The sequence below is a fragment of the Herbaspirillum autotrophicum genome (genome assembly GCF_001189915.1).
Taxonomy (GTDB): Bacteria; Pseudomonadota; Gammaproteobacteria; order Burkholderiales; family Burkholderiaceae_D; genus Herbaspirillum; species Herbaspirillum autotrophicum.
On sequence record NZ_LFLS01000039.1, the window covers coordinates 35,236 to 58,938 of the forward strand.

Consider the following 23,703-nt stretch of genomic DNA (forward strand, 5'->3'; position numbering starts at 1 on the left):
TGGATGGGAGTTGCTGGCGCCGATGCGGTTTTTTCGTTGTAACCGATCGAGAAAAAGAACAGACCGTTACAAGCGTCGCTTTTCTGATGTAACGAGGGATACATCGCCAGCCAGGGTGAGACAACGGCGCGGCTACCTCATCACCATTCGCAGGCTCTAATGTTAGAACAACAACTTATCAATGCCCTTTCGCTGGGCAGTGTGTATGCCCTGTTTGCGCTCGGCTTCACACTGGTCTTCGGCGTGCTCGGGGTCATCAATCTGTCGCACGGCGCGATTTTCATGCTCGGCAGCTATGCCGCACTGCTGCTGGTCGAAAAAATGGCGCTGCCGTTATGGCTGGCGATGCTGGCGGCGATGGTCGCGACCGGTCTGATCGGCTTGCTGGTGGATGTGCTGGTACTGAAACCACTACGCAAACGCAACGCCCCCCACTTGATTCCGATGATTGCCACCATCGGTGTCGCCATCATGCTGACCAATTTGGCGCAAGGCTTGTTCGGTGCGGAAAACAAACGTTTCCCGGTCGGCACCATTCCGGAAGAAAGCGTCACCATCGGCAACATGCATGTGACCGCAGTGCAGGTCGGCATCGTGGTCATCGCCTTTGTGCTGATGCTGGTATTGCTGGCCGTGATGCGCCGTACGCAACTGGGCCGCGCGCTGCGCGCCATTGCCGAGTCGCCGAAGGCGGCCTATTTGCTGGGCATCAACGTCGAAGGCCTGTTTTTCCTGACTTCGTTTGCCGCTGCCGCACTCGGCGGCGCGGCCGGCGTACTGGTCGGCCTGTCCTTCAACGCCATTTCGCCGTTCATGGGTCAGCCGATGCTGCACAAAGGCATCGCCGTGATCATTCTGGGCGGCATGGGCGATATTCGCGGCGCCATGATCGGCGGCCTGTTCCTGGGCTTCGCCGAAGTGCTGACCGTGGCCTACATTTCGAGTGACTTCCGCGACGCGGTGGCATTCGGTTTACTGTTTTTGATTTTGTTGGTCAGGCCTTCCGGCATGTTCGGCAAAGTGCTGGAAAGGAAGGCTTAGCAACATGAGCTTCATGGAATGGTGGGATGGTTTCTGGGCCACATATAACACCGTCATTTTCAGCATTGGCGTCAACGCCATGCTGGCCCTGTCAATTTACGTCACGCTGTCGTGCGGCCTGTTGTCGCTGGCCAATGCGGCATTCATGGGGATCGGCGCCTATACCGCGTCGCTGATCACGATGCAGACCGGTCTGCCGTTTCCGGTGGCGCTGGCAGCCGGTGGCGTACTGCCGGCACTGGTGGCGCTGGTGATCGGGATTCCGACCTTGCGCCTGTCCGGGGTTTACCTGGCGATGGCGACACTGGGCTTTGGTGAAGTAGTGCGCGTGATCGTGCTCAACATGGACATCACCGGCGGCCCAATGGGCCTCAACGGCGTGCCGCCGATTACCGAATGGTGGCATATCGTGCTGCTGCTCGGCGCCACCGTATATTTTCTGGCGCGGGTACGTCGCTCCAAGGTCGGCCGCGCCTTCGAGGCGATCAAGGAAGATGAAGTGGCAGCGCGCCTGATGGGTGTCAACGTGGCCGGCTACAAACTGCTGGCGTTCGTCATCGGCGCCGCGATTGCCGGTGTCGCCGGCGGTCTCAATGCGCACTACACGTTCACCATCGGCCCCAACAACTACGCCTTTGAAAATGCGGTCGACATTCTGACCATGGCCGTATTCGGCGGCACCAGCAACCTGATCGGCCCGGTCATCGGCTCGACCATCCTGACCCTGCTGCCGGAAGTGCTGCGTCACTTCAAGGACTTCCGTCTGGCGGCCAATGGTCTGATTCTGGTGCTGGTGGTGCTGTATCTGCCCAAGGGCATCTGGGATCCGCGCCGCATCCGCGCCTGGCGCCAAGGCCGCAACCCTGCAAGCAAGAAGGTGAAGTAATGCTGCAATTCAATCAAATCAGTAAAAACTTCGGCGGCCTGCAAGTCTTGCAAGGCGTGCAATTCGAAGTCCCGCAAGGCGGCATCTTCGGTCTGATCGGTCCCAACGGCGCCGGCAAGACCACGGTGTTCAACCTGATCACCGGTCTGCTGCGTGCATCGTCCGGCAACATCGTGTTCGATGGCGAAGACATCGGCAACGTCGCGCCGCACAAGATCACCGAACGCGGCATCGCCCGTACCTTCCAGAACATTCGCGTGTTCAAGGAAATGACGCTGCTGGAAAACGTCGTGGTCGGCATGCATGACCATCTCAACTATGGCTTCGGCGGCCTGCTGCTCAATCTCGGCTCGTTCCGCAAGATCGAGAAGGAAGCCCGCGAGCGCGCACTGGAATTGTTGTCCTGGGTACGCCTCGACCACAAGGCCGAGATGCTGGCCGACAGCCTGTCCTACGGCGAACAGCGCAAGCTGGAATTCGCCCGCGCACTGGCGACCAAGCCCAAATTGCTGTTGCTCGATGAGCCGGTGGCCGGCATGAATCCTTCGGAAAAGACCGAACTCATGACCGAAATCCTGAACATCAAGCAGCGCGGCTTCTCGATTTTCATGATCGAACATGACATGCGGTTCGTGATGGGCCTGTGTGACCGCGTAGCGGTGCTCAACTTCGGCAAGATCATCGCCGAAGGCACGCCGGACCAGATCAAGAACAATCAGGAAGTGATCGAAGCCTATCTCGGCAAGGAAGAAGCATGAGCAGCAAGATTCTCGACATCCGCGATCTGGCGGTTTCCTATGGTCATATCGAAGCCGTCAAAGGCATCGATCTGTCGCTCAACAAGGGTGAAATCACGGCGCTGGTCGGTGCCAACGGCGCCGGCAAAAGTACTGCCCTGCTGGCCATTTCAGGTCTGGTCAAGGCCGGTCGCGGCCAGGTGTTGCTGGACGGTGAAGACATCGTCTCGCTGTCGCCGCATCGCATCGTGCAGAGCGGTATCGTGCAGGTGGCCGAAGGCCGCGCCATTCTGACCACGCTGACCATCAGTGAAAATCTGGCGCTCGGCGCCTATACCCGCAAGGACAAGGCACAGGTTGCTGTCGATCTGGACTGGGTGTATTCGCTGTTCCCGGTGCTCAAGCAGCGTGCTGCGGGTCTGGCCGGCAATCTGTCCGGCGGTGAGCAACAAATGCTGGCCATCGGCCGCGCATTGATGGCGAAACCCCGCGTCCTGTTGCTGGATGAGCCATCGATGGGTCTGGCGCCGCTGATGGTGCAGGAAATCTTCCGCATCGTCAGGGAAATCAACAAGACCGGCCTCACCGTCTTGCTGGTCGAACAAAACGTGCGGCAGGCGCTGCGGATCGCGCAACACGGCTATGTGCTGGAAACCGGCAAGATCGTACTGCAGGATACCGGCGCCAACTTGCTGAACAATCCGAAAGTGGTGGAAGCCTACCTCGGCGGCTGAGACGACGATCCGCTGCCGCCGGCGGCCGCGGAAAAACCGGTAACAGCCACAACGGCGGTCATCCAGACCGCCGTTTTTCATTGGTGCCGCCATATCACCCGACATCCCTCGCCCGGCTTTCCCGTTCACGACAATAGAAATCCTTGCAAAATATTTCCCTGTTGCAACTATTTATCATTCGCTGTACATTCTGACCTGCTTTTATCAAATGCATAACAACCTCGCGCCACGCCCCTGACCCGCAGCCGCTTTTGCCAACATCGGTCAGCCGGTCTGCGCCTCACCTGCCAACGGATGACATGATCAAAACCAGTATTGCGGGAGTTCTCGTCGCAGCCATCACACTGCTTTCCCATTCTGCCCGCGGGCAAGACAACATGCCTGAATGCCGCACCCGGAAAGACGCCGAGTCCAGCGCGTCGATCTGCATCACGCGCGGCTCGGCGTTTCGCCATGACTATTACGCACTGGTGGTCGACCGCGACCTGATCTTTACGCTGGCCGATGACTTTGCCGAAGATATCCGTCTGCGCCATACCATCCCGCCCGGTCCGGCCATCGAATTCCCGCTGTCGCGCGCCGATGGCGGCAAGGTGGTGGAGATTCGCGGCGGCTGCGTGCCGGTCAGCAAAGACAATACCGAAGTCGCGCGCCTGTGCAATATCTACTGGGGCAAGAAGCAAATCATCAAGGACGAATTGTTCGAATTCAACTGAGTCCGGCCATCCCGATCAGGCCGTTCCCATGTATTTGCAGTTTTTTCCGGTTGCCGTGCATCCATGTTGATGTCTGCTGCGTATATGACATTAAGCGCTGAATCAACAGCCATGAAAAATACCGGAAAAAATCATGAGGAACACTGCAGGTAAAATCGCCGTTATCGGGTCCGGCATTGCCGGACTGTCCTGTGCTTATCGCCTGTCGCAGGCCGGCCGGAACGTGACGCTGTACGAGGCCAACGATTACTTCGGCGGCCACACCCATACCGTCGACGTCACGCTGGACGGCCGCACTTGCGGCGTCGATACCGGCTTTCTGGTCTTCAATCACCGTACCTATCCGCATCTGGTCAGCCTGTTCAAGGAACTGAACATCACTACGGTGGCGACCGATATGTCCTTTTCGGTCAAGTTGCCGGTGCCATCGCGGTTTGGCGAACGCACCCTGGAATGGGCCGGCGCCAGTCTCAATACCGTCTTCGCGCAACGCCGCAATCTGCTGCGGCCCCGCTTTCTGGGCATGCTGCGGGATATCCTGCGCTTCAACCGCCAGGCCACCGCCATCGCGCAAACCAATGATCCGCAAGCGTGGCAACTGTCTCTGGCCGATTTCCTCACCCGACACGGCTACGGTACCGCCTTCCGCGACTGGTATCTGCTGCCGATGGCAGGTTGCATCTGGTCCTGCCCGACAGCGCAGATGCTGGCCTTCCCGGCCGCCACCTTCATCCGTTTTTGCCATAACCACGGATTGCTGCAAGTGCAGAACCGGCCACAGTGGTACACCGTCAAAGGCGGCGCCCGCCACTACGTCGACAAAATGCTGGCCGGCATCGCCGACAAGCGTCTGCAAACCCCGGTGCAAGCCGTGCTGCGCCGCGAAGGCCGCAGCGGTCCTTATGTCGCAGTCACCACCGCTTACGACACCACGGCCTTCGATCACGTGGTGCTGGCTTGCCACAGCGATCAGGCATTGGCATTGCTGGGCGACGCCGATCAGCGTGAGCGCGACGTGCTGGCCGCCATTCCCTATCAGCCGAACCGCGCCATCTTGCACACCGACGCCAGTGTGCTGCCGGCCAATACCAGCGCCTGGTCGGCCTGGAATTATCAGAGCCGCAACAGCGCCGAACCGGACGTGTGTGTGCACTACCTGCTCAATCAATTGCAACCGCTGCCATTCAGCACGCCGCTGATCGTGTCGCTCAATCCGATTGACGCACCCGCGCCGGAGCATGTGATTGCCAGTTTCGACTACGCTCATCCTGCATTCGATGCCGCCGCCGTCCAGGCGCAAGGACAACTGGCGGCGCTGCAAGGCAAACGCAACACCTGGTTTGCCGGTGCCTGGACCGGTTACGGCTTTCATGAGGATGGCCTCAAATCCGGCCTGGCGGTCGCCGCCGCCATTGCGCAACGGGCGTCCGGCGCGGCGCCGCTGGCAACCCGCGATATGGTCGCGGCCTGACGGGGAGAGGCACATGATGACCACCACCATCTCCGCAACTGCGCCAGCCAGTCCGGCTCCGGTGCAATTGTGTTTCGGCAGCGTCCATCACAGCCGTCTGCGGCCGGCCGTGCACAGCTTCGACTATGGCGTGTACTTCCTGCGCATCCCGCTGCGCACGCTCGGTGCCGGCAATTTCAACAGCCGCCTGCTATCGCGCAATCGTTTCAACTTGCTGTCGTTTCATGACCGCGATCACGGCGACGGCAAGCAAACGCCGCTGCACTGGATCGACGGCTTGCTGCACGCCAACGACATCCACGACGCCGACGGCGAAATCTGGCTGCAGTGCTTCCCGCGCGTACTCGGCTATGTCTTCAATCCGGTCTCGTTCTGGTTTTGCCATCGCACGGACGGCGCATTGCGCGCCATCGTCTGCGAAGTCTGCAATACCTTTGGCGAGCGGCATTGCTATCTGCTCGATACCGGCGATGTGATGGCCTGGGGTCAGGAACTGAGCGCCCGCAAACTGTTTCATGTCTCGCCCTTCTGCGCTGTCGCCGGCCACTATCGGTTTCGCTTTGTCCAGCACGGCGGCGCTCACCCCTGGGCGATACGCACGCTGGCCGCCATCAACCATGATGATGAGCAGGGGCCGCTGTTGCGCACCAGCCTCTCGGGACGGGCGCAAGAACTCAGCGATCGCGCCGTGCTGCGCGCGTTCTTCACGTACCCGCTGATGACCGTTGGGGTCATCGTCAGAATTCACTGGCAAGCCTTGCGCCTGTGGTGCAAGCGTGTACCTTTTTTCAGCAAACCCACGCCTCCCGCCGACCAGGTATCCCGATAAGGTATCCCGATGAACCATCCTACTCTGCCCACTACTCCCCTGCATCCGGCACCGCTGACAGGTCTGCCGCACAGCGGCGATCTGCGTACCGAACAATTGCCGTCGCAGGCGCGTTTGCTGTTCCAGATGCTGCGCAAGATGGAATACGGCAATCTGCGCATGCATCTGCCCGATGGCCAGACGGCATTCTTCGGCAGCCATGCCGATCAGCAGATGGCCGCCGTCACCATCACGCTGAAAAACTGGAATGTCTGCTATGCCGCCTTGCGTTCGGGTGATATCGGTTTCGCCGAAAGTTATATCGACGGCGACTGGCATACCGATAATCTGCCGGGACTGATCGAACTGTTCGTGCACAACCGCGAAGCCATCGAGTCGGCCATTTATGGGACCTGGTGGGGCAATCTGTTTTACCGCATCAAACATCTGCTGAACCGCAACTCGAAACACGGCAGCCGCAAAAATATCCACGCCCACTACGATATCGGCAATGCCTTTTATGACTTGTGGCTGGACCCGTCGATGACCTATTCCAGCGCGCTGTTTTCGGGCGCGCCCGGGCAGACGCTGGAACAGGCACAACAAGCCAAATACAGTCGCATCTTGCAGCAATTGCAAGTGCCGGATGGCGCGCGCATCCTGGAAATCGGCTGCGGCTGGGGCGGCTTCGCCGAACTTGCGATCCGTCAGCAACAAGCGCAGGTCACCGGCCTGACCCTGTCTTCCGAGCAATTGCAGTTTGCCCGCGACCGGCTCAGCGCTGCCGGTCTGGCGGCCAATGCCGACCTGCAACTGACAGATTATCGCGACGTCCATCAACAGTTCGACGGCATCGCCTCGATTGAAATGTTTGAAGCCGTCGGCGAACAATTCTGGCCCGGCTACTTCCAGTGCCTCAAGCGCAACCTGAAACCGGGCGGCCGTGCCTGCATCCAGACCATCGTCATCGCCGACGCCCTGTTTGCCCGCTATCGCAAAAGCAGCGACTTCATCCAGCAATATATTTTCCCCGGCGGCATGCTGCCGTCACCCTCGGAATTCTGCGAGCAGGCGCGCCGTCAGGGTCTGTCGGTGGTCAACAGTTATGCCTTCGGTCAGGATTATGCGCACACCCTGGCCTTGTGGCGCGAGCAATTCAAGGCATGCCAGCGTGAGGTCAAGGCACAAGGCTTCGATGACCGCTTCCTGCGCACCTGGGATTTCTATCTGGCCTATTGCGAGGCGGGCTTCCGCGCCGGTAGCATCAACGTCATGCAGTTCACGCTGCAAAAGGACTGAGATGCGCCGCGCCTTGTCGCCATCGCTGTGGTTGCGGATCGCTCTGCATGCCGGCCTGTATGCGCTGTTGCTCGGATGGTTGTGGGCCGGTACCGCCGCCGCAGCCGGCAGCATGGTCCCGGCCGGCATCGCCGCTGCCGTACCTGATGCGCGTCTGGCCGGACAAGGCAGCTATCGCTGGTTCGGCTTGCTGATCTACGACGCCGAACTGTGGGTCGGTCGTGACGGTGTTCGCAACGATGCCGCGACTTCAGCAATGCCAGCGCCGTTCGCACTGAGCTTGCGTTACGGCCGGGCGCTGGCAGGACGGCGCATTGCCGATGCCAGCGCTGATGAAATGGCGCGTCAGGGATCCGGCACGCCGGCCCAGCGCGATCAGTGGCGCGAAAAAATGCGTGCCATGTTTCCCGATGTGCAAGACGGCACCCGTCTGACCGGGATTTACCGGCCGGATCGCGGCGTGCAGTTTTACAAAGATGCGCAGTTGCTGGGCAGCATTGATGACGATGCCTTCGGGCGCGCCTTCTTTGCCATCTGGCTCAGTCCGTCGACCAGTGCGCCGGCGCTGCGCAGCGCCTTGCTCAAGGGTGCCGCGCCGGGTTCTGCCGCCACTGCGGGGGAGCAATGACCCTGACCCGGCCCGCCTTGTTCAGTTACGGCGCCTTCGGCTTGCCGCTGGCGATGGTGGCGTTGCCGCTGTATGTGTACATTCCACAGTTCTACGCCGAGAAATTCGGCCTGTCGCTGAGCGTCATCGGCGCCGCGCTGTTGTTGATGCGGCTGCTGGATGCCAGCTTCGACCCGCTGATCGGCCTGGCGCTGGACCGCATCCGCACGCGCCACCGTTATCGCAAGGCGATCTTGCTGGCAACGCTGCCGCTGACATTCGGCTTTATTGCGCTGTTCCGGCCGCCGGCACTGGACAGCGCGCAGGTATTGCCTTGGTTTGCTGCCGCCTCGGTAACGGTCTACGCTGGTTTCAGTCTGGCGACCATCAGCTATCAAAGCTGGGGCGCGGCACTGACGCAAGCACTGACACAACGCGCGCGCCTCAGTGCGGCACGCGAAGGATGCGGCCTGATCGGCGTCATCCTGGCGGCCATCCTGCCGCCGCTGTATGGCATGGATACGTTGTGCTGGCTGTTTGTCGCCAGCCTGCTGCTGAGCTTGTTGCCCTTGCTGCTGTGGTCGCCCCGCCCGCAACGGCGACCTGAAAATTTGCCGGCCCCGGGTCTGCGCAGCTGGCTGTCACCGTTCCACAATCAGCGCTTCCGCTGGCTGCTGGCGGCCTTCATGCTCAACGGCATCGCCGCCGCGATTCCGGCCACCCTGTTTCTGTTCTTTGCCAAAGACCGCCTGCAACTCGGGGATCAGGCCGGCCTGTTTCTGGTGTTGTATTTTGCCGCCGCCGCGCTGTCGATGCCGTTATGGGTCGCGCTGGCCAAGCGTCATGGCGAAGCGCGCGTGTGGATGGCAGCCATGCTGCTGACCTTGCTGGCGTTCGTCTGGATTGTGCAATTACCGGCGGCGGCGCTATGGTCATTCGGCCTCATCTGCATGCTGACCGGCGCCGCGCTCGGGGCCGATCTGGTGCTGCCGGCGGCATTGCTGGCAGCAGTGATTGCCAACGCCGGGCACAGCGGCCAGCGCGAAGGCAGTTACTTCGGCTTGTGGAATTGCGGCAGCAAACTCAATCTGGCGCTGGCCGCCGGCGTCGCGCTGCCGCTGCTGGACTGGCTCGGCTATCGGCCCGGCACCACCAGTGTGGATGGCATCGCGGCACTGGTCCTGATTTACGCCGCGTTGCCCTGTCTGTTGAAACTGCTGGCGCTGCTGGTGCTGTGGCGCGCACCGCTGACCGACATTTGAACACGTGCTTCTCAATCTGCAATCTGACCAAGGACGCATCATGCACCAACACCGCTCCCCGCTCCTGCTCGCCATCGCTGCCGTCGTCATGGCATTGTTGCTCAGTGCCTGTAGTTCCGGCATTGATCCGGCGTACTACGCCAACCAACAACCCGTGCTCGATCTGAAGCAATATTTCAATGGCCGGCTGCAAGCGCATGGCATGTTCCAGGATCGTTCCGGAAAGGTCGTCAAACGCTTTGACGTCGTCATCGATTGCCAGTGGCAAGGCGATACCGGCACGCTCGATGAACACTTTACCTATGCCGACGGCACTACCCAGCGGCGCGTCTGGACATTGACCAGGACCGGTCCGGATCGCTACATCGGCCGCGCTGACGACGTCGTCGGCGACGCCATCGGCATCACCAGCGGCAATACCCTGCACTGGAATTACGTGCTGGCGTTGCCGGTCGGCGACAAGGTCTACAACGTCAACTTCGACGACCTGATGGTGTTGATGAATGACCGCGTCATGCTCAACCGCGCCGTGATGAGCAAATTCGGCATTCATCTCGGTGATGTCACCCTGTCCTTTTACAAACCCTGAGAGCATCCTGCCATGCGCGCCTTGAACCCTCCCATCACGGACTGGCGGCAACGCCGGGTCTGGATCATCGGCGCTTCCAGCGGCATTGGCGCCGCCACCGCCAGCTTGTTGCTGCAACAAGGTGCGCGGGTAGCCTTGTCGGCGCGCAGCCAGCACCGACTGGAACTGGTCGCCGCCGGCCATGCGCACAGTCTGGTGTTGCCGCTCGACATCACCGACGGCGCTGCGGTGCAACAGGCCCACGCCACGCTGATGGCGCAATGGCAAGGCATCGATCTGGTCCTGATCGTGGCCGGCGTCTATACCGAAATGCGGGCCGACGATTTCAATCTGGCCGCAGCCGAACAGTTGCTGGACCTCAACCTCAACGGCGTCTTGCGCTGCCTCGATGTGGTGTTGCCGACCTTGTTGCAGCAGCAACACGGCGCGCTCGGCATCGTGGCCTCGGTGGCCGGCTATCGCGGTTTGCCGAAAGCCCTGATCTACGGCGCCAGCAAGGCCGCGCTGATCAACCTCAGCGAAACCCTGTTTCTCGATCTGCGGCCACACGGCATCGGTGTCCATCTGATCACGCCCGGTTTTGTCGCCACCCCGCTGACGGCCAATAATGACTTCCCGATGCCGGCACTGATTACGCCCGAACAAGCTGCCGCCGATATCGTGCACGGCCTCAGGCGCGGCGATTTCCTGATTCATTTTCCGCGCCGCTTTACCAATGTCTTGCGCCTCATGCGCATGCTGCCGTATCGTCTGTACTTTGCACTCGTCCACAAGGCTACCGGCTTATGAACCATCAAGAGCACATGCGTGAACTGGTCGTTTTCTTCGAGACCCTGACGGCCGGCAATACCGAGCGGGTGGCGCAGATCTACGCCGCCGATGCCTTCTTCAAAGACCCGTTCAATGAGGTGCGCGGTTTGCCGGCGATTCAACAATTGTTCAACCACATGTTCGTGCAAGTCAAAGACCCGCGCTTCGTCGTCACCACCCAGGTATTGCAGAATGATCAGGTATTTCTGACCTGGGATTTTCTGTTCTACATGCCGCGCTTTGCAAACGCCGAGCAATGTATCCGCGGTGCCACCCATTTTCGCTTCACCGCCGATGGCCGCGTCAGTTACCATCGCGACTACTGGGATGCCGCCGAAGAGCTGTATGAGAAACTGCCGCTGCTTGGCAGCCTGATGCGCATCCTGAAACGTATCGCCCGTAAATAATTATTCCTCATGGCAACATTTGAAAAATCCCTGGTCTGGTTCCGACGCGATTTGCGCGTGACCGACCACGCCGCGCTGTATCACGCCCTCAAACAAAGCCGTCAGGTGTATTGCGTATTCGTGTATGACCGCGACATCCTCGATCCGCTGCTGAGCGCAGGGGTGCATACCGACCGCCGCATCGACTTCATCATGGCCGCCGTCGATGAACTCGACAGCGCACTGCGCGACGCCGGTGGCGCGCTGATCGTGCGCCACGCGTCGGCGCCGCAAGAGATTGCAGCGCTGGCGGCAACACTGGGCGTCGATGCCGTGTTCGCCAACCACGACTATGAACCGGCGGCGCTGCTGCGTGACACCGGCGTCGAACGCCAACTGCAACAGGATGGCCGCAGCTGGTTCAGTTTCAAGGATCAGGTGATCTTTGAAAAAGAAGAAGTGCTGACTCAGGCCGGCAAACCGTTTTCTGTTTTCACGCCCTACAAAAATGCCTGGATGGCCAGACTGGCTGCCGCCGACGGCGAATTCTATTTGCAGCCGTATCCGGTCGAGCGCTATCTGGACCGGCTGGCGCCGCCATGGCAGCGCGCCGATGGCCGCCCCACCCCGAAACCGACACTCGACAACCTCGGCTTCAAACCGTCCAATCTGCGCGCCTTGCGCATTCCGACCGCCGTCTCCGGCGCGCAGGAGTTGCTCAACGATTTCCTGCCGCGTCTCGGCCTGTATGGCGATACACGTGATTTTCCGGCGATCAAGGGGCCATCCTATCTGTCGGTGCATTTGCGTTTCGGCACCATCTCCATCCGCACGCTGGCACGGCTGGCACTGGAAACCATGCGCGCCGGACAAGGCAGTCGCGGTGCCGCAGTGTGGCTGTCGGAACTGGTCTGGCGCGATTTCTATTTCATGATCCTGCATCACCATCCACGCGTCACCGGCTATGCCTTCAAGCCGGAATACGACGCCATCGTGTGGGAAAGCGGTGCTCAGGCCGAGGCAGATTTTGCGGCATGGTGCGAGGGCCGTACCGGCTATCCGCTGGTCGATGCGGCGATGCTGCAACTGAACCAGACCGGTTACATGCATAACCGCTTGCGCATGGTTACGGCCAGTTTTCTGACCAAGGATCTGGGCATCGACTGGCGCTGGGGCGAGCGCTACTTTGCCGAAAAACTGAATGACTTCGATCTGTCGGCCAACAATGGCGGCTGGCAATGGGCGTCGTCATCCGGCTGCGACGCACAACCGTATTTCCGGATTTTCAATCCGGTCACGCAATCTGAAAAATTCGATGCCGAAGGCAAGTTCATCCGGCGTTACCTGCCGCAACTGAGTGCGTTGCCGGACAAGCGGATTCATGCGCCGTGGTTGTGCGCGCCGATTGAACTGGCTGCGGCCGGGGTCAACCTCGGCCTCGATTATCCGCGGCCGCTGGTGGATCATGCCGTGGCGCGGCAACGGACCTTGTTGCGCTATGCCGTGGTCAAGAAAAGCATCAGCGCGGAAACCGATACCGACGATTGATGCCCGGTGTCAGGAGCTTGCTGCCAGCGCCGGCAATGCGGTGTCGCCGGCATCCGCCAGGACCCGATTGCGGCCGCCGTGCTTGGCAGCATACAAAGCGCGGTCGGCCCGCACCGCCAACTGTTCGAATGAATCCTCGCCGCCCAGTGTCGCCACCCCGCCGCTGATGCTGTAACGGCACTCGCCGAATTCACCGCGCACCACCTGCGCCCCGGCCTGTTCGCGCAGACGGTCGGCAATGTGCAATGCGGCATCCGCATCGGCATTCGGCAGCAACACGCCGAACTCTTCACCGCCCAGACGTCCTACCACATCGCCGCCGCGCAGAAAGCTGCGCGCCATGCGCACGAATTCCTGCAACACCGCATCGCCGCCGGCATGGCCATAGGTGTCATTGATGCGTTTGAAATGGTCGAGATCGATCAGCAACAAGGACAACGGCCGGCCATGCAGGCGCGCATTCCTGATCTGCTCCGCCGCCACCGTTTCCAGCCGCTTGCGCGACAAGGCGCCGGTCATGTGATCGTGATTGGCGGCATGCTCCACCTCACCAAGCATGACATCATGGATCATCATTACCGCCGACATGGTCATCACCGGCATCACCACGCCGCCCACCGTCAGCAACGCGGTATTCCAGATATTGCCGAACAACAGGTCGCCCGGTTGCGGATCGAGCACCAGAAAGCAGACCCCGCGGGCAATCTGCGACGCCGCAAAAATCAGCGCCAGCAGCGCCGCGAACCAATAGTTGTAGCGGCTGCGGTTACGCGGCCGGTAACGGATCAGCAAGGTCGCGATACCAAGGCAGATGACGGCACTGAACGTGGTGGAGACCAGCACCCGGATGGCGACGCTGTCGACCACGTAACGCCAGTTGATGATGGCCAGCGTGAGCAGCAGCGTGGCCCCGAGCAACCAGCGCCAGCGCGGTGGCCGCGCCAGGAAGCGGGCGCAGCCGGCGTAATAGCTGGCGCCCGACAATGCCAGCATGGTATTGCTCAGCACGATTGATAAGGAATCCGGTATCTGCCCGCGTCCGGCCACCAGCAGCAAGGTTGCGATCATCGCCAGATTGGCGCCAAACCACTCGCGCACGCCCGGAATGCCGGTACGCAGCAGAGAACCAAGCACCATCATCATGGCAAGACACAGCAATGCAGTAGCGACAATAATCAGGGTCAGGGGAAACATGCAATCCGGCGGGGATAAGTTGATGTACGGCAGCTATTGTAATACCAGCCGGATTGCCCGCCTGCAATTACCCGATCATAATCACAAGGTGCTTATTCTGTTTCCAAGGCGGTTCAATGCATGCTCTTGGCTGCCGGTGTACCGCCGGCGGCATTGAGCGGCCGGCCAACGGCCTTGACGTCGACCGTCTGCCGCTGTTTGTTCTGATCTTCGAAGACCAGACTGACCGGCACCGCATCGCCTTCCCGCACTTGCTGCTTCAGTTCCAGCAACATGATGTGATAACTGCCCGGCTTGAGTTCCACCATTTTGCCGGCAGCCAGATCGAGGCCGGTGATCTGGCGCATCTTCATGACATTGTTATCCATCTTCATTTCATGAATTTCCACCACATTGGCTACCGGCGATTGTGCCGCCACCAGTTTCACGTTGGTGGTTGAGGTCATCTGCATGAAGGCGCCCGTGGCCTTTTGCGCCGGCACCGTGGCCCGCACCCACGGATCGGCAATCGTGACTTCGGCACAGGCCAGCGAAGAACCCAGCAGACAGACGGCAGCCAACATTGTATTTTTCATGAACATGTTTTTCTCAGGAAGATTGCAACAGGGTGCGAACGTCTTGTGTCACATCGGCGACGCTCGCTTCGGGGCGCACGGCAAGACGCAGCTTGCCGGCGGGATCGTACAGATAGCTGATGGCGGTATGGTCCATCGTATAGGAACTGCCGGTCGGCACCTTGGCGTAATACACGCGGAAGGCATCGGCGGTCTTGCGGGTGTTTTCCAGATCGGTCGACAAGCCGAGGAAGCCCGGATCGAAGGCAGCGGTATAGCTTTTCAACACTTGCGGGGTATCGCGTTCAGGATCAACGGTCACAAAAATCACTTGCAGGCGGTCGCCGTCCTTGCCAAGACTTTTACGTACCTCGGCGGCACGTGACAGTGCGGTCGGACAGACATCCGGGCATTGCGTGAAACCAAAAAATACCAAGACCGCCTTGCCGTGAAAATCGCTCAACGCGACCGGCTTGCCATCGGGATCATTGAGTTTGAAATTCTTGCCGTATTCAGCGCCGGTGATATCGATGGCCGATGGTGAAAAACTCTGATTTTGCTGACAACCGGCAAGCAGCAACGACAGCCCGAGAAACGCGGCGAGGAAAAATGGATGACGCAAACGACGCAACATGGAGACTCCGGTAGACGTGTGCGATATCGCCCACGCAGGCATGGATGACAGGAATTCAGCGATTCGCCGGGATGACCGGCGCCGCCACTGCGCGACCGGGGGTATCCCGGCCTGCTGCCGCGGTATTGGCCGGCGCGATGACCGTGGTACAGATATCCCACATGGCAGCCGGAATGCGGCCGGCCACGCTGGTATATTTCAGCACGGCCGCAATCAGCACGGTGCCGGCCAGCAGCAATAGCAAAATCACTTGAAGATTCGACAAACGCAACGGAACAATTCCTTCGGATTGGTTCGGACCACGCGCACTGCGCGGCATGGAAAGATGACGCCCGGTTTTGCGGTACGACATTGAGGCCGTGACAAAAGCAGGCAGCGTTGTGCAGTATAAGAAAAATGGGTTGCCGGCAACATGTGGCAAATTGTCGCATCCGGGCGAATGCCCGCTGCGGGGAGAATAAACGAGGCGGTCACATTGACCAGCTACAGGTATAGACGAACCGGCAGCGGCAAGACCGCACTGTTTTTACAAAACCTTACAATCTGCCGCCGGCCAATTATTCGTTTGCCGCGCGTGATGGCGCTTGTCGCGGCACCTCCACCGGCACGAACATGCGCGCCGAGCCGCGCTGCACCAGCAAGGCGGCAGCGCCGTCGGCGGTGCGGATTTCATCGGCCAGTGCTTCGACGCTGGCCAGCGGCTGACCATTGAGCGCCAGAATCAGGTCGCCGGCCTTGAGTCCGGCGCGGGTCGCGGCGGCATTGGCCTGTTCCACCAGCAAGCCACCTTCCAGCCGCAAGATGCGCAGTTCCTGCGGCAACAAGGGGCGCACCACAATCCCCAGCGGCGTCGTATGTTCGGCGCGGGCCGCCAACGGCCGCGTTTCAAAGCGCCCCACTTCCACACTCAGTTGCAACGGCGCACGCTCGCGCCAGACTGTCAGTTCCGCCTTTTCCCCGGGAGCAATATCGGCAATCAGAATCAGTGCATCCGCCGATTGCACCACTTCCTTGCCGCGCACTTTCAAGATCACGTCACCGGGACGCAAACCGGCGCTGTCAGCGGTGCTGCCGACCGCCACATAACTGACCAGCGCCCCGGCCGGACGTGGCAGGCGGAACGAATCGGCCAGTGCTTGCGTGATTTCCTGCACCGCCATGCCGATGCGGCCGCGCGTCACGGTACCCTTGTTTTGCAACTGGGTCTTGATGCGCATCGCGACATCAATCGGGATCGCAAAGGACAAGCCCTGATAGCCGCCGTTGCGGCTGTAGATGCGGGAATTGATGCCGATCACTTCGCCCTTCAGATTGAACAGCGGGCCACCGGAATTGCCCGGATTGACCGGCACATCGGTTTGCAGGAAGGGAATGTAATCGGCGCCCGGCAACACCCGGCCCTTGGCGCTGATGATGCCGACCGTGACCGAGTTGCTGAAACCATAGGGCGAACCGATGGCCAGCGCCCAACTGCCGACCTCAGCCTGTGCCGGATTGCCGATGCGCACGGTCGGCAAGCGGCTGGCGTCGATTTTGAGCAAGGCGACATCGGCCACCGTATCGAGACCGATCAACCGGGCCCGGAATTCGCGGCGGTCGGTCAGCTTGACGCTGATCTGGCTACCACGTTCGACCACATGGGCATTGGTCAGGATGTAGCCGTCGCTGCTGACGATAAAACCGGAACCGAGACTGCTGTCATCGGCATTGTCTTGCGGCGGCGCGCCATACAAGCGCCGTTGCCGCTCATCCAGAGCGGGATAGGATGCCACCGGCTCGCGTGCCACGCCAATGTTGACCACCGCCGGGCCATAGGCTTTGACCAGTGGCGCAAAATCGGTCGGCATTTTGGGCGGCGTGATCTGCGCCCGCGCCGGCGCCGCCAGAACCAATGGCATCAATGCCACCAGCAACAGTAATCCTGTGCGCCAACTCACCGCAGCCATCTCAGGCGCCGCTGGCGAAACTCAAGGCCAGTTCCATCACCATCGGTTGTTTCATGTCCGGCGGCGGCGGTTCCGACAAGGCCTGCGCCGTCAGCAAGGAACGCAGATCGGCATCGGCCTGGGCCTGCCCCAGCGACGGAAATTCCAACCGTTCCACCTGACCATTGGCCGCTACCCAAACGCGCACCACCACGGTCGGCACGGCGGCAATGATCGGCCCGCCGCTCAACATGCGTTCTTGCCACCAGCCATGCAGCCGCACCACTGTGTCGTTGCCGGGATCGCTGAGCCAGGCTTGAAACTGATTGCCGGCCAGTTGCGCATAACTGATCCAGTGTTGCGGCGGCGCGCTGGCTTTGGCCGCACTCTGCGCCGCCACCGGCGACGGTGCCGCTGATACGGCCAGCCCCAGTCCCACCAGTTGCAGCACATAACGCATGCGGCGCCAGCTGCTGCGCCATGCCAGACGGATGGCATGCTGAGGTGACGGACTTGTGTTCTCGCGGACTGCCTTGTTCATGTTGTTCCCGTGTACTGTTATTCGAATTGCCTGCTCATTGCTTGCTCATTACCTGCCCAGCGTCTGCTCAGCCGCAAATGATGCCGGCCGACAGCGTCATCGCTCTGGCTGCGGCCGATTGCGTGGCCGCCAGTTGTGCCGCGTCGCTGGCGCTGAACACGATATCGCTGGCGCGCAAGAAATCCGCAATCTGCGCCGCCGTCACCGCCCGCACCTGGGTGCCGCTGCCGGCATGCGCCACCGCGCCCGGCATCTTGCCAGCGCCCGCGCTGCCGGTCCCGGCGCTGATCCGTTCCACCACCATCCCCAGCAGCAAGCCGCTGCCATTCAATACCGCACTGCCGCTGGCCCCCGGCTTGGCGCCGGACAACAACAGCATGCCGTCGTTGCTCGGCACCGTGATCGCATTGCTCAAGATGCGCGCCCGATCCGGCATTTTTTGCAACGGGCCATAAGCTTCGGCAAATACGCCGATGCTGTTCATCGTCGACGGCGGCGTCTGCACCAGCGTCGCACTCAGATACGGTATCAGGCCGGTACTGATGACCGCCAGGTCATGTTCCGCACTGACCGCCCGCACCCGCGCCTGCACTACCCGCCCATCCTTGAGCGCAAACAGTTTCTCGCAGCCGGTTACCGCATGCCGCGCGGTCAATACTTCACCGGCAGCATTCAGAAATACCCCGCTGGCCTGGGTTTCCAGTCCCATGCCATTGACCGCATTGCCATCGGCAGCCGCGCATGGCAATGCCAGCCACATGAAACCGCACCACACTCCACAGCGCCATCGATCTCTGACTTTCTTTACTGCGTTCAACCGTCCCCCGCCATGAATTGATTCCCCCATCGCGCATCATGGCATGGCTTTTATATAGACGGTTGAACTAAACCAAGACCGCAATTTGTCATGAAAATGTCATCAAGTTGGTATGCGCTCCATGTTACTTCGACAAATTCCGTTGCTCGGTTGCGGTCAGCCGTGCGCGCTGCGCCGGTGTCAGGCTGCCCTGCCCCAGCACCTGAAAAGCGCTGGCCGTGTCGTAACGTGTTCCCTGTTGCGACACACTGCCATTGCCGGGCCGGTTGTCACTGCCAGCGCCCGATCCGGGTGCCGTCTCGTTGCCGAATCCCAACACCTTGACGGTCACTACCGACGGCAACGACTGACGCGCTTCATTACGTGTACGCTGCACCGCTTCCTGCGCCGCTGCCGAGGCCGAACTGGCGGCAGCACTGGCATTGCTGAGGGCGCCGACATTGACTGCGGCCACCGCCGGCAAGCCGCTGGACTCACCCTTGACCTGAATGTTCGCAGCATTCACCACTTGCAGCGCCGCCAGATTGACGTTACCCGAGACCCGGATCCCGGCCTCACCGGCATCGATGGTGCCGAGCGGCGCAATCAGATCAATATCGCCGGCCGGCACTTCCGGAATCGGCGCCAGTGTGGCAATACCGGCGCCGGTACTTGGCACATCCGACGACAGCGTGACATTGCCCCACTGGTCATAGACCCGCTTCGGCGGCGTGAATACCACGCTGGTCTTGGAACCGCGGCCGGCATTGATATCGCCGGTCGCCGACCAGCCCAGAATCGCGCCGCCGAAGGTGGTCATGACCCGGCTCTGGCCGAGCAGGATGCTGCCCTTGGCAAACAGTTGAATATTGCCGGAACCCTGCGTGATGACACCGGAAGTGGTGGCCGGTGCTTCGCCTTCGATACCCAGAATGATCTGTCCGCCCGGTGTCAGCATCTGGATGTCGCCACCAAACAAGGTACGGACATAGCCGCTGCGCGGAACATAGACGTTCTTGACTGCCGACTGATCCCAGTAGATGTAATTGCCTTTGTACATGATGATGTCACCGGCATACGACACCGGCTTGCCATTGGCATCGACACCCGGTGCCAGCGCCGCAATCGCGCTGCGGCCACGCAGATAATTGCCGTAACGCGGGCTGTTGGCGTCGTTGTATTCACGGCCGCCGGCTTGCAGTTCGGCGAAATACACGGTGCGCGCAAACACCCGTTGCTGCTCGGCCGGCAAGGCCATGTAGTAAGCCCGTGCCGCCGCGCCATTGCCACTGAAGCCATAACGCGCGGCCAGCCATGCAATCAGTTCGGCTTCATAGGTCTTGGCCACCTTGCCGCTCTGATCCGCCAGTGGCACACCATTGGCGGCCAGATTGGCCGGGTCCAGATACGGCGTCACGAAGCGCAGGTAATCGAGGCCAGCGCTGCCGACCCCGGCCTGCATCACGATGCTGGCACCGGGCCGGGCATCGCCCGGCACAACCGCACCGAGACTGGAAACGGCGGCCCGATCCTGCATCAGGATGTTGCGCCCGGCGGTGATTTCCAGGGTGCCGGGACCAGCCACATTGAACGAGCTGTACAAAATGTCGCGCCCGGCCGAGACCACCGATATATCGGTGTCGCGGCTATGTACAAACAGATTGCCGTTGCTCACATAATTGTTGTTGATGCCATTGGTTTCGGACTCCGCCACAAAGGTACCGCTGCTGACGATATCGCGTCCGGCCATCATCCACACCGGCTGCGCGCCTTCATACCAGGTCATGCCATAGCGCGGCCCCGGCAGGCCACGGGAGTTGCGATCAAGGTAATTCATGACACGCCCGCTGCTGACACCCACCAGATCGCCATTGACGGCGTAGAAACGGGCCGGGTCGGTACTGGCGGCAAGCTGGCCGGCAGCGCTGTTGGCGCCGAACGCGAACAGCGGGAAATTGACGGTACTGGACGGATTGGCCATGACTGACAGATTCGAGGCCATCTGCACGTACTGCCCGTGGAGGAAAATCCAGCTGGTAAAGGCCGGATTTTGCGGGGTTGCCATTGCGCTGGCTGGCGCCCCCGACTGGCTCACGGTAAAGCCCCCGGCATAGATCGAGTCTGCCGCCAGGAATTGCAGTTGCCCATGGGCCGACGGTGCCAGCAGGATCGGCGCCATGAAAAGCGTGTCACTGAAACGGTCGCTGGCGGCCTTGCCATAGAACAGGCTGCCGCTGGCCGCCACTGCCCTGACACTGGCCGGATAAAGGACGGCATCATCGGTGGCAGTACCCAGCGCCACTTTGTGCGGTGTCAGATTACCGCCGGCGGAAAACATATCGAGCGCGGTACGGTCGGTCCACAGCGTAAACCAGCTGTAACCACTGCCGTTGGTTCCGGCGCTGTCGACGAACGGCAAAATGTTCAGGTTGGTCACGCGACCCGGATCAACCACGTTTTGCACTACCTGATCGCCCAGCGTGTTGACGCTGAAAGTGGCGTCGCCCGGCACCAGTGTGATGCCGCCATTGGCATCGGCGCGAGTCGGATGGAACGGATCATAGGCGCGGGTTTCCTTTGGCACCTGCTGGTCTTTGGTACTGCCATACATCAGATTGATCGTGCCCAGTTGCGCACTGCTCAGTTGTGCATTGCCGCGCAGATTGATCAGCGCGCCATTGAGTCCCGTGCTGCGCGTGCTGGCCGGATTGAGCGTGCCGCCGATGCGCACGTCGAGATCGCCGCCGCCGGTCAACTGCATGCTGCCATCGGCCGCCACCCGCCCGGTAGATCCCACCGCCAGCACTACCCCCTGGCTGCGCGGGTTGATACTGGCGTCAAAGCTGGCACCCGCCATCGGGCTCAGTGCACCCGCATCGCCAGCCACTTGCACGGTAAGGTTGCCGCCGCCGAGCGTACCGAAACCGGTAAACCCGACCATCTTGTCGGCCTGGCCAGCGTCAACGGCGTACGTGCCGAAATTGATCCACCACGCCGTCGGCTGCGCTGCGCCACCGGTCGCCACGGCACCACTGCCCTGACGCCACAGCCAGTTGCCCACTGCCGACGTGTCGTAACCGGAATCGGTCGACAACGGACGTCCGGTATACGTACCCGGGAGATTCATCAGGTCGCCGCTCAGGTTGCCGCCCACCTTGAGCAGCAGATTGCCGCCCTGATCCGGGTACCAGGCACGGTAGAGGCTGGTAGGGCTGCCATCGACCAGCGACTCGCGCGATGGATCGAAGTCACCGAGAATCCGGCCGCCCGGCTTGCCTCTGCCCTGATTGAACGGATCGTTGGCAAACGTCGCCACCGATGACTGGCCGGCGGTATACACGCCAAACAGCGAGTCCATGCGCAGGTTGCCTGCGCTCAGCAATTCCAGGTCACCGGTACCGGTGCGCAATACGCTGAAGCGAATGCTGCTGATGCGAGGGTCATAGGTCGAATTCGGCCCCATCTGGCACGCATCCGGATAATCAACGCACATAGCGGCAATCGTGTCGTACCCGAACTCGGATTGCACCACCGCCAGATCAATCGGCATGCCTTCCAGTTCCGGCATGCCGATATAGTCGCCAACCATGCTGGTCCAGCGCACATCGTTCATCGTTGGTTCGCCATACATGCCGTAATGACTGTCGGCCAGACGCAATTCACCACGCGCCGGCTGCGGTTGCACGATGCGGCTGTCGGCAGCGCCCAGATCGGCACCCGCCACCAGCCGCATCGACCACGACTGCGAACCCTCGGCCAGCATCGGCGCGATGGCCCACAGACGGCCCGCCACTTCCGGCCGCAACGCCACCGAGGCAGCGCCGCCGGGTAACTTGACATCGGTACCGGACGGAATCAGCGCGCCGGTTGCCAACGCCTTGTCGCCGTTCAGTTGTATCAAGGCCGGCGGCAATGGGATGCCCTTGGGCCAGGTCATTGCCGTCAACCCGGCGACGCCGGTCAGCACCGTACCTGCATCAAGCCGGGTGCCGGCGGCCAGCACGGTCGGCTGGCTCAGCATACTGCCGGCAGCAAACAGGATATTGCCGGCGGCATCACGTACCGCGGCTGCCAGCACAGTGCCAGCCGGCAGCGTCAACGCCGTCGCCAATGTGCCCGCCACCGGCAGCAGGGTCCCTGCCGCCAGGCTGAATGCCTTGAGCGGCAAGTCGTAATTGAGCGTGGAACCACTCGGAAAAACAGTGCCATCGGCCAGCGTGATGCCGGTACCCGGCACCACAATGTCGCCGCCGGTAAAATCACGGCCTGCCAGCAGTTGCCAGCCCTTGTCATCGGCCGTTGGCGGCGGCGGCGCAAAGCCGTCATTGATGCTGCCGAAGATGTCCAGATTGCCGACCGCGCGCAGCGTCAGCGTGCCCACTTCACCGGAACCATAAACGCCGGTCTTGGCAGTCTTCGCATTCAGACTCGCATAGCGGAAGCCCGACAGATCGAGATCGCCCTGCACCACCAGATCGCCCCCCGGATTGGTGACGGCATTGCTGACGATTTCCACGCCCGGACGCAAGTGCAAGGCATCGGCGTAGGTGGCATTGTTGAGTCCGGCCAGCTTGCTGGTCAGCAGATTATTGTTGGCCAGCGCGCCGTTGATGAAGTCGTTGCTGTCCTTGTCTTTTTCTTTCAGGTAATCCTGATTGATGACCTGATACGGACGACCGCCGGCTGCCAGATCAAGCACCGGCTTGCCATCAGCATCCAATACCACGTTGCCGGCAGCATCCTTGACCGTCGCCAAAGGCGCATCGTCATACCGTTGCATGCCGTTGACGGCAATCGTTTTGGCGCCGCGAATATTCAGACTGCCACGCGCATCAATGGCGATGTCGCCATAGGTCGCCGCATCGGCGTCAGTCTGATTGCCGTTGCTGCCAAGACGGGCAGCATTGAGGTTCAGCGTGCCGCGTGCCACGCCGTCATTGCCGGCGACAGTATTGGTGCCGTGACGCAAATCGATTTGCGCACCGCTGGCCAGCGTCAGCACACCATTGCCGGAACTCAGTTCGACGATGGCGCGGTTCGGGCTGTCGATAATCTTGCCGTAACTGTCCACACGCAATACCGTGCCGTGCGCATCGAGTACCGCATCACTGCCGATGGTCAGTCCCTTGTTGGCGGCCAGCCGGATCGTGCCGACCCGTTCGCCA

The 23,703-nt window shown here is 61.1% G+C and carries 22 protein-coding genes; 14 read left to right on the forward strand and 8 right to left on the reverse strand.

The features are described 5' to 3' along the window. Positions 1–159 precede the first annotated feature (159 nt). From AKL27_RS23265 to AKL27_RS23330, 14 genes are all read left to right on the forward strand, one after another. Positions 160–1,041 (forward strand): branched-chain amino acid ABC transporter permease, encoded by an 882-nt coding sequence (locus tag AKL27_RS23265; RefSeq protein WP_050465261.1) that lies wholly within the window; start codon positions 160–162, stop codon positions 1,039–1,041. 4 nt (positions 1,042–1,045) lie between these two features. Next, a complete protein-coding gene (locus AKL27_RS23270) occupies positions 1,046–1,927 on the forward strand; it encodes a branched-chain amino acid ABC transporter permease (protein ID WP_050465262.1) in 882 nt (293 codons plus the stop codon). Continuing rightward, entirely contained in the window at positions 1,927–2,685 is a 759-nt protein-coding gene (locus tag AKL27_RS23275; RefSeq protein ID WP_050465263.1) for an ABC transporter ATP-binding protein, read from the forward strand. Before AKL27_RS23270 ends, AKL27_RS23275 begins: the two co-directional genes overlap by 1 nt. Next, a complete protein-coding gene (locus AKL27_RS23280; protein WP_050465264.1) occupies positions 2,682–3,398 on the forward strand; it encodes an ABC transporter ATP-binding protein in 717 nt (238 codons plus the stop codon). Before AKL27_RS23275 ends, AKL27_RS23280 begins: the two co-directional genes overlap by 4 nt. Positions 3,399–3,775: 377 nt before the next feature. Then, a complete protein-coding gene (locus tag AKL27_RS23285) occupies positions 3,776–4,114 on the forward strand; it encodes a hypothetical protein (protein WP_083439246.1) in 339 nt (112 codons plus the stop codon). A gap of 133 nt (positions 4,115–4,247) precedes the next feature. After that, a complete protein-coding gene (locus AKL27_RS23290; RefSeq protein ID WP_050465266.1) occupies positions 4,248–5,585 on the forward strand; it encodes an NAD(P)/FAD-dependent oxidoreductase in 1,338 nt (445 codons plus the stop codon). Between the two features lie 16 nt (positions 5,586–5,601). Then, on the forward strand, positions 5,602–6,414 hold the full coding sequence (locus AKL27_RS23295) for a DUF1365 domain-containing protein (protein WP_050465283.1): 813 nt from the start codon (positions 5,602–5,604) through the stop codon (positions 6,412–6,414). Positions 6,415–6,423: 9 nt separating this feature from the next. Beyond that, entirely contained in the window at positions 6,424–7,692 is a 1,269-nt protein-coding gene (locus AKL27_RS23300; RefSeq protein WP_050465267.1) for an SAM-dependent methyltransferase, read from the forward strand. A 1-nt stretch (position 7,693) separates the two neighbouring features. Continuing rightward, positions 7,694–8,320, forward strand: a complete 627-nt coding sequence (locus tag AKL27_RS23305) for a chalcone isomerase family protein (RefSeq protein WP_050465268.1) — start codon at positions 7,694–7,696, stop codon at positions 8,318–8,320. Further along, positions 8,317–9,561 carry an MFS transporter gene (locus AKL27_RS23310; protein ID WP_050465269.1) on the forward strand — a complete coding sequence of 415 codons (1,245 nt, stop codon included), beginning with the start codon at positions 8,317–8,319 and terminating at the stop codon, positions 9,559–9,561. The genes AKL27_RS23305 and AKL27_RS23310 overlap by 4 nt, the downstream gene beginning before the upstream one ends. Positions 9,562–9,601: 40 nt before the next feature. Beyond that, a complete protein-coding gene (locus AKL27_RS23315; RefSeq protein WP_050465284.1) occupies positions 9,602–10,150 on the forward strand; it encodes a DUF3833 domain-containing protein in 549 nt (182 codons plus the stop codon). Between the two features lie 12 nt (positions 10,151–10,162). Beyond that, complete coding sequence (locus AKL27_RS23320; RefSeq protein ID WP_050465270.1) at positions 10,163–10,939, forward strand: SDR family NAD(P)-dependent oxidoreductase; 777 nt, start codon at positions 10,163–10,165, stop codon at positions 10,937–10,939. Then, on the forward strand, positions 10,936–11,367 hold the full coding sequence (locus AKL27_RS23325; protein ID WP_050465272.1) for a nuclear transport factor 2 family protein: 432 nt from the start codon (positions 10,936–10,938) through the stop codon (positions 11,365–11,367). The genes AKL27_RS23320 and AKL27_RS23325 overlap by 4 nt, the downstream gene beginning before the upstream one ends. A gap of 9 nt (positions 11,368–11,376) precedes the next feature. Further along, positions 11,377–12,894: a cryptochrome/photolyase family protein gene (locus AKL27_RS23330; RefSeq protein WP_050465274.1), complete on the forward strand. Its 1,518-nt coding sequence runs from the start codon at positions 11,377–11,379 to the stop codon at positions 12,892–12,894. A 9-nt stretch (positions 12,895–12,903) separates the two neighbouring features. Here the strand turns inward: AKL27_RS23330 and AKL27_RS23335 are convergent, their stop codons facing one another. The 8 genes from AKL27_RS23335 to AKL27_RS28555 all read right to left on the reverse strand — a co-directional run. Beyond that, on the reverse strand, positions 12,904–14,088 hold the full coding sequence (locus tag AKL27_RS23335) for a GGDEF domain-containing protein (protein WP_050465275.1): 1,185 nt from the start codon (positions 14,086–14,088) through the stop codon (positions 12,904–12,906). Between the two features lie 113 nt (positions 14,089–14,201). Beyond that, entirely contained in the window at positions 14,202–14,663 is a 462-nt protein-coding gene (locus tag AKL27_RS23340) for a copper chaperone PCu(A)C (protein ID WP_050465285.1), read from the reverse strand. A 13-nt stretch (positions 14,664–14,676) separates the two neighbouring features. Further along, a complete protein-coding gene (locus tag AKL27_RS23345) occupies positions 14,677–15,276 on the reverse strand; it encodes an SCO family protein (protein ID WP_083439243.1) in 600 nt (199 codons plus the stop codon). A 55-nt stretch (positions 15,277–15,331) separates the two neighbouring features. After that, positions 15,332–15,541, reverse strand: coding sequence for a hypothetical protein (locus AKL27_RS23350; RefSeq protein ID WP_157057062.1), 210 nt, complete (start codon positions 15,539–15,541; stop codon positions 15,332–15,334). 292 nt (positions 15,542–15,833) lie between these two features. After that, positions 15,834–17,222: a Do family serine endopeptidase gene (locus AKL27_RS23355; protein ID WP_083439244.1), complete on the reverse strand. Its 1,389-nt coding sequence runs from the start codon at positions 17,220–17,222 to the stop codon at positions 15,834–15,836. Between the two features lies 1 nt (position 17,223). Then, positions 17,224–17,742: a hypothetical protein gene (locus AKL27_RS23360; protein WP_050465278.1), complete on the reverse strand. Its 519-nt coding sequence runs from the start codon at positions 17,740–17,742 to the stop codon at positions 17,224–17,226. A gap of 67 nt (positions 17,743–17,809) precedes the next feature. Then, on the reverse strand, positions 17,810–18,502 hold the full coding sequence (locus tag AKL27_RS23365; protein ID WP_050465279.1) for a S1 family peptidase: 693 nt from the start codon (positions 18,500–18,502) through the stop codon (positions 17,810–17,812). Positions 18,503–18,683: 181 nt separating this feature from the next. Beyond that, positions 18,684–23,703, reverse strand: a 5,020-nt coding sequence (locus AKL27_RS28555) for a filamentous haemagglutinin family protein (RefSeq protein ID WP_232311081.1), incomplete at its 5' end; no start/stop codon positions are given.

Coding starts and splice junctions, on each gene's coding strand:
- AKL27_RS23275 (WP_050465263.1), top strand. CDS start 1,927: ATGCTGCAATTCAATCAAATCAGTAAAAACTTCGGCGGCCTGCAAGTC.
- AKL27_RS23340 (WP_050465285.1), bottom strand. CDS start 14,663: ATGAAAAATACAATGTTGGCTGCCGTCTGTCTGCTGGGTTCTTCGCTG.
- AKL27_RS23315 (WP_050465284.1), top strand. CDS start 9,602: ATGCACCAACACCGCTCCCCGCTCCTGCTCGCCATCGCTGCCGTCGTC.
- AKL27_RS23355 (WP_083439244.1), bottom strand. CDS start 17,222: ATGGCTGCGGTGAGTTGGCGCACAGGATTACTGTTGCTGGTGGCATTG.
- AKL27_RS23320 (WP_050465270.1), top strand. CDS start 10,163: ATGCGCGCCTTGAACCCTCCCATCACGGACTGGCGGCAACGCCGGGTC.
- AKL27_RS23280 (WP_050465264.1), top strand. CDS start 2,682: ATGAGCAGCAAGATTCTCGACATCCGCGATCTGGCGGTTTCCTATGGT.
- AKL27_RS23360 (WP_050465278.1), bottom strand. CDS start 17,742: ATGAACAAGGCAGTCCGCGAGAACACAAGTCCGTCACCTCAGCATGCC.
- AKL27_RS23325 (WP_050465272.1), top strand. CDS start 10,936: ATGAACCATCAAGAGCACATGCGTGAACTGGTCGTTTTCTTCGAGACC.
- AKL27_RS23310 (WP_050465269.1), top strand. CDS start 8,317: ATGACCCTGACCCGGCCCGCCTTGTTCAGTTACGGCGCCTTCGGCTTG.
- AKL27_RS23305 (WP_050465268.1), top strand. CDS start 7,694: ATGCGCCGCGCCTTGTCGCCATCGCTGTGGTTGCGGATCGCTCTGCAT.
- AKL27_RS23270 (WP_050465262.1), top strand. CDS start 1,046: ATGAGCTTCATGGAATGGTGGGATGGTTTCTGGGCCACATATAACACC.
- AKL27_RS23330 (WP_050465274.1), top strand. CDS start 11,377: ATGGCAACATTTGAAAAATCCCTGGTCTGGTTCCGACGCGATTTGCGC.
- AKL27_RS23285 (WP_083439246.1), top strand. CDS start 3,776: ATGCCTGAATGCCGCACCCGGAAAGACGCCGAGTCCAGCGCGTCGATC.
- AKL27_RS23290 (WP_050465266.1), top strand. CDS start 4,248: ATGAGGAACACTGCAGGTAAAATCGCCGTTATCGGGTCCGGCATTGCC.
- AKL27_RS23345 (WP_083439243.1), bottom strand. CDS start 15,276: ATGTTGCGTCGTTTGCGTCATCCATTTTTCCTCGCCGCGTTTCTCGGG.
- AKL27_RS23365 (WP_050465279.1), bottom strand. CDS start 18,502: ATGTGGCTGGCATTGCCATGCGCGGCTGCCGATGGCAATGCGGTCAAT.
- AKL27_RS23295 (WP_050465283.1), top strand. CDS start 5,602: ATGACCACCACCATCTCCGCAACTGCGCCAGCCAGTCCGGCTCCGGTG.
- AKL27_RS23300 (WP_050465267.1), top strand. CDS start 6,424: ATGAACCATCCTACTCTGCCCACTACTCCCCTGCATCCGGCACCGCTG.
- AKL27_RS23335 (WP_050465275.1), bottom strand. CDS start 14,088: ATGTTTCCCCTGACCCTGATTATTGTCGCTACTGCATTGCTGTGTCTT.
- AKL27_RS23265 (WP_050465261.1), top strand. CDS start 160: ATGTTAGAACAACAACTTATCAATGCCCTTTCGCTGGGCAGTGTGTAT.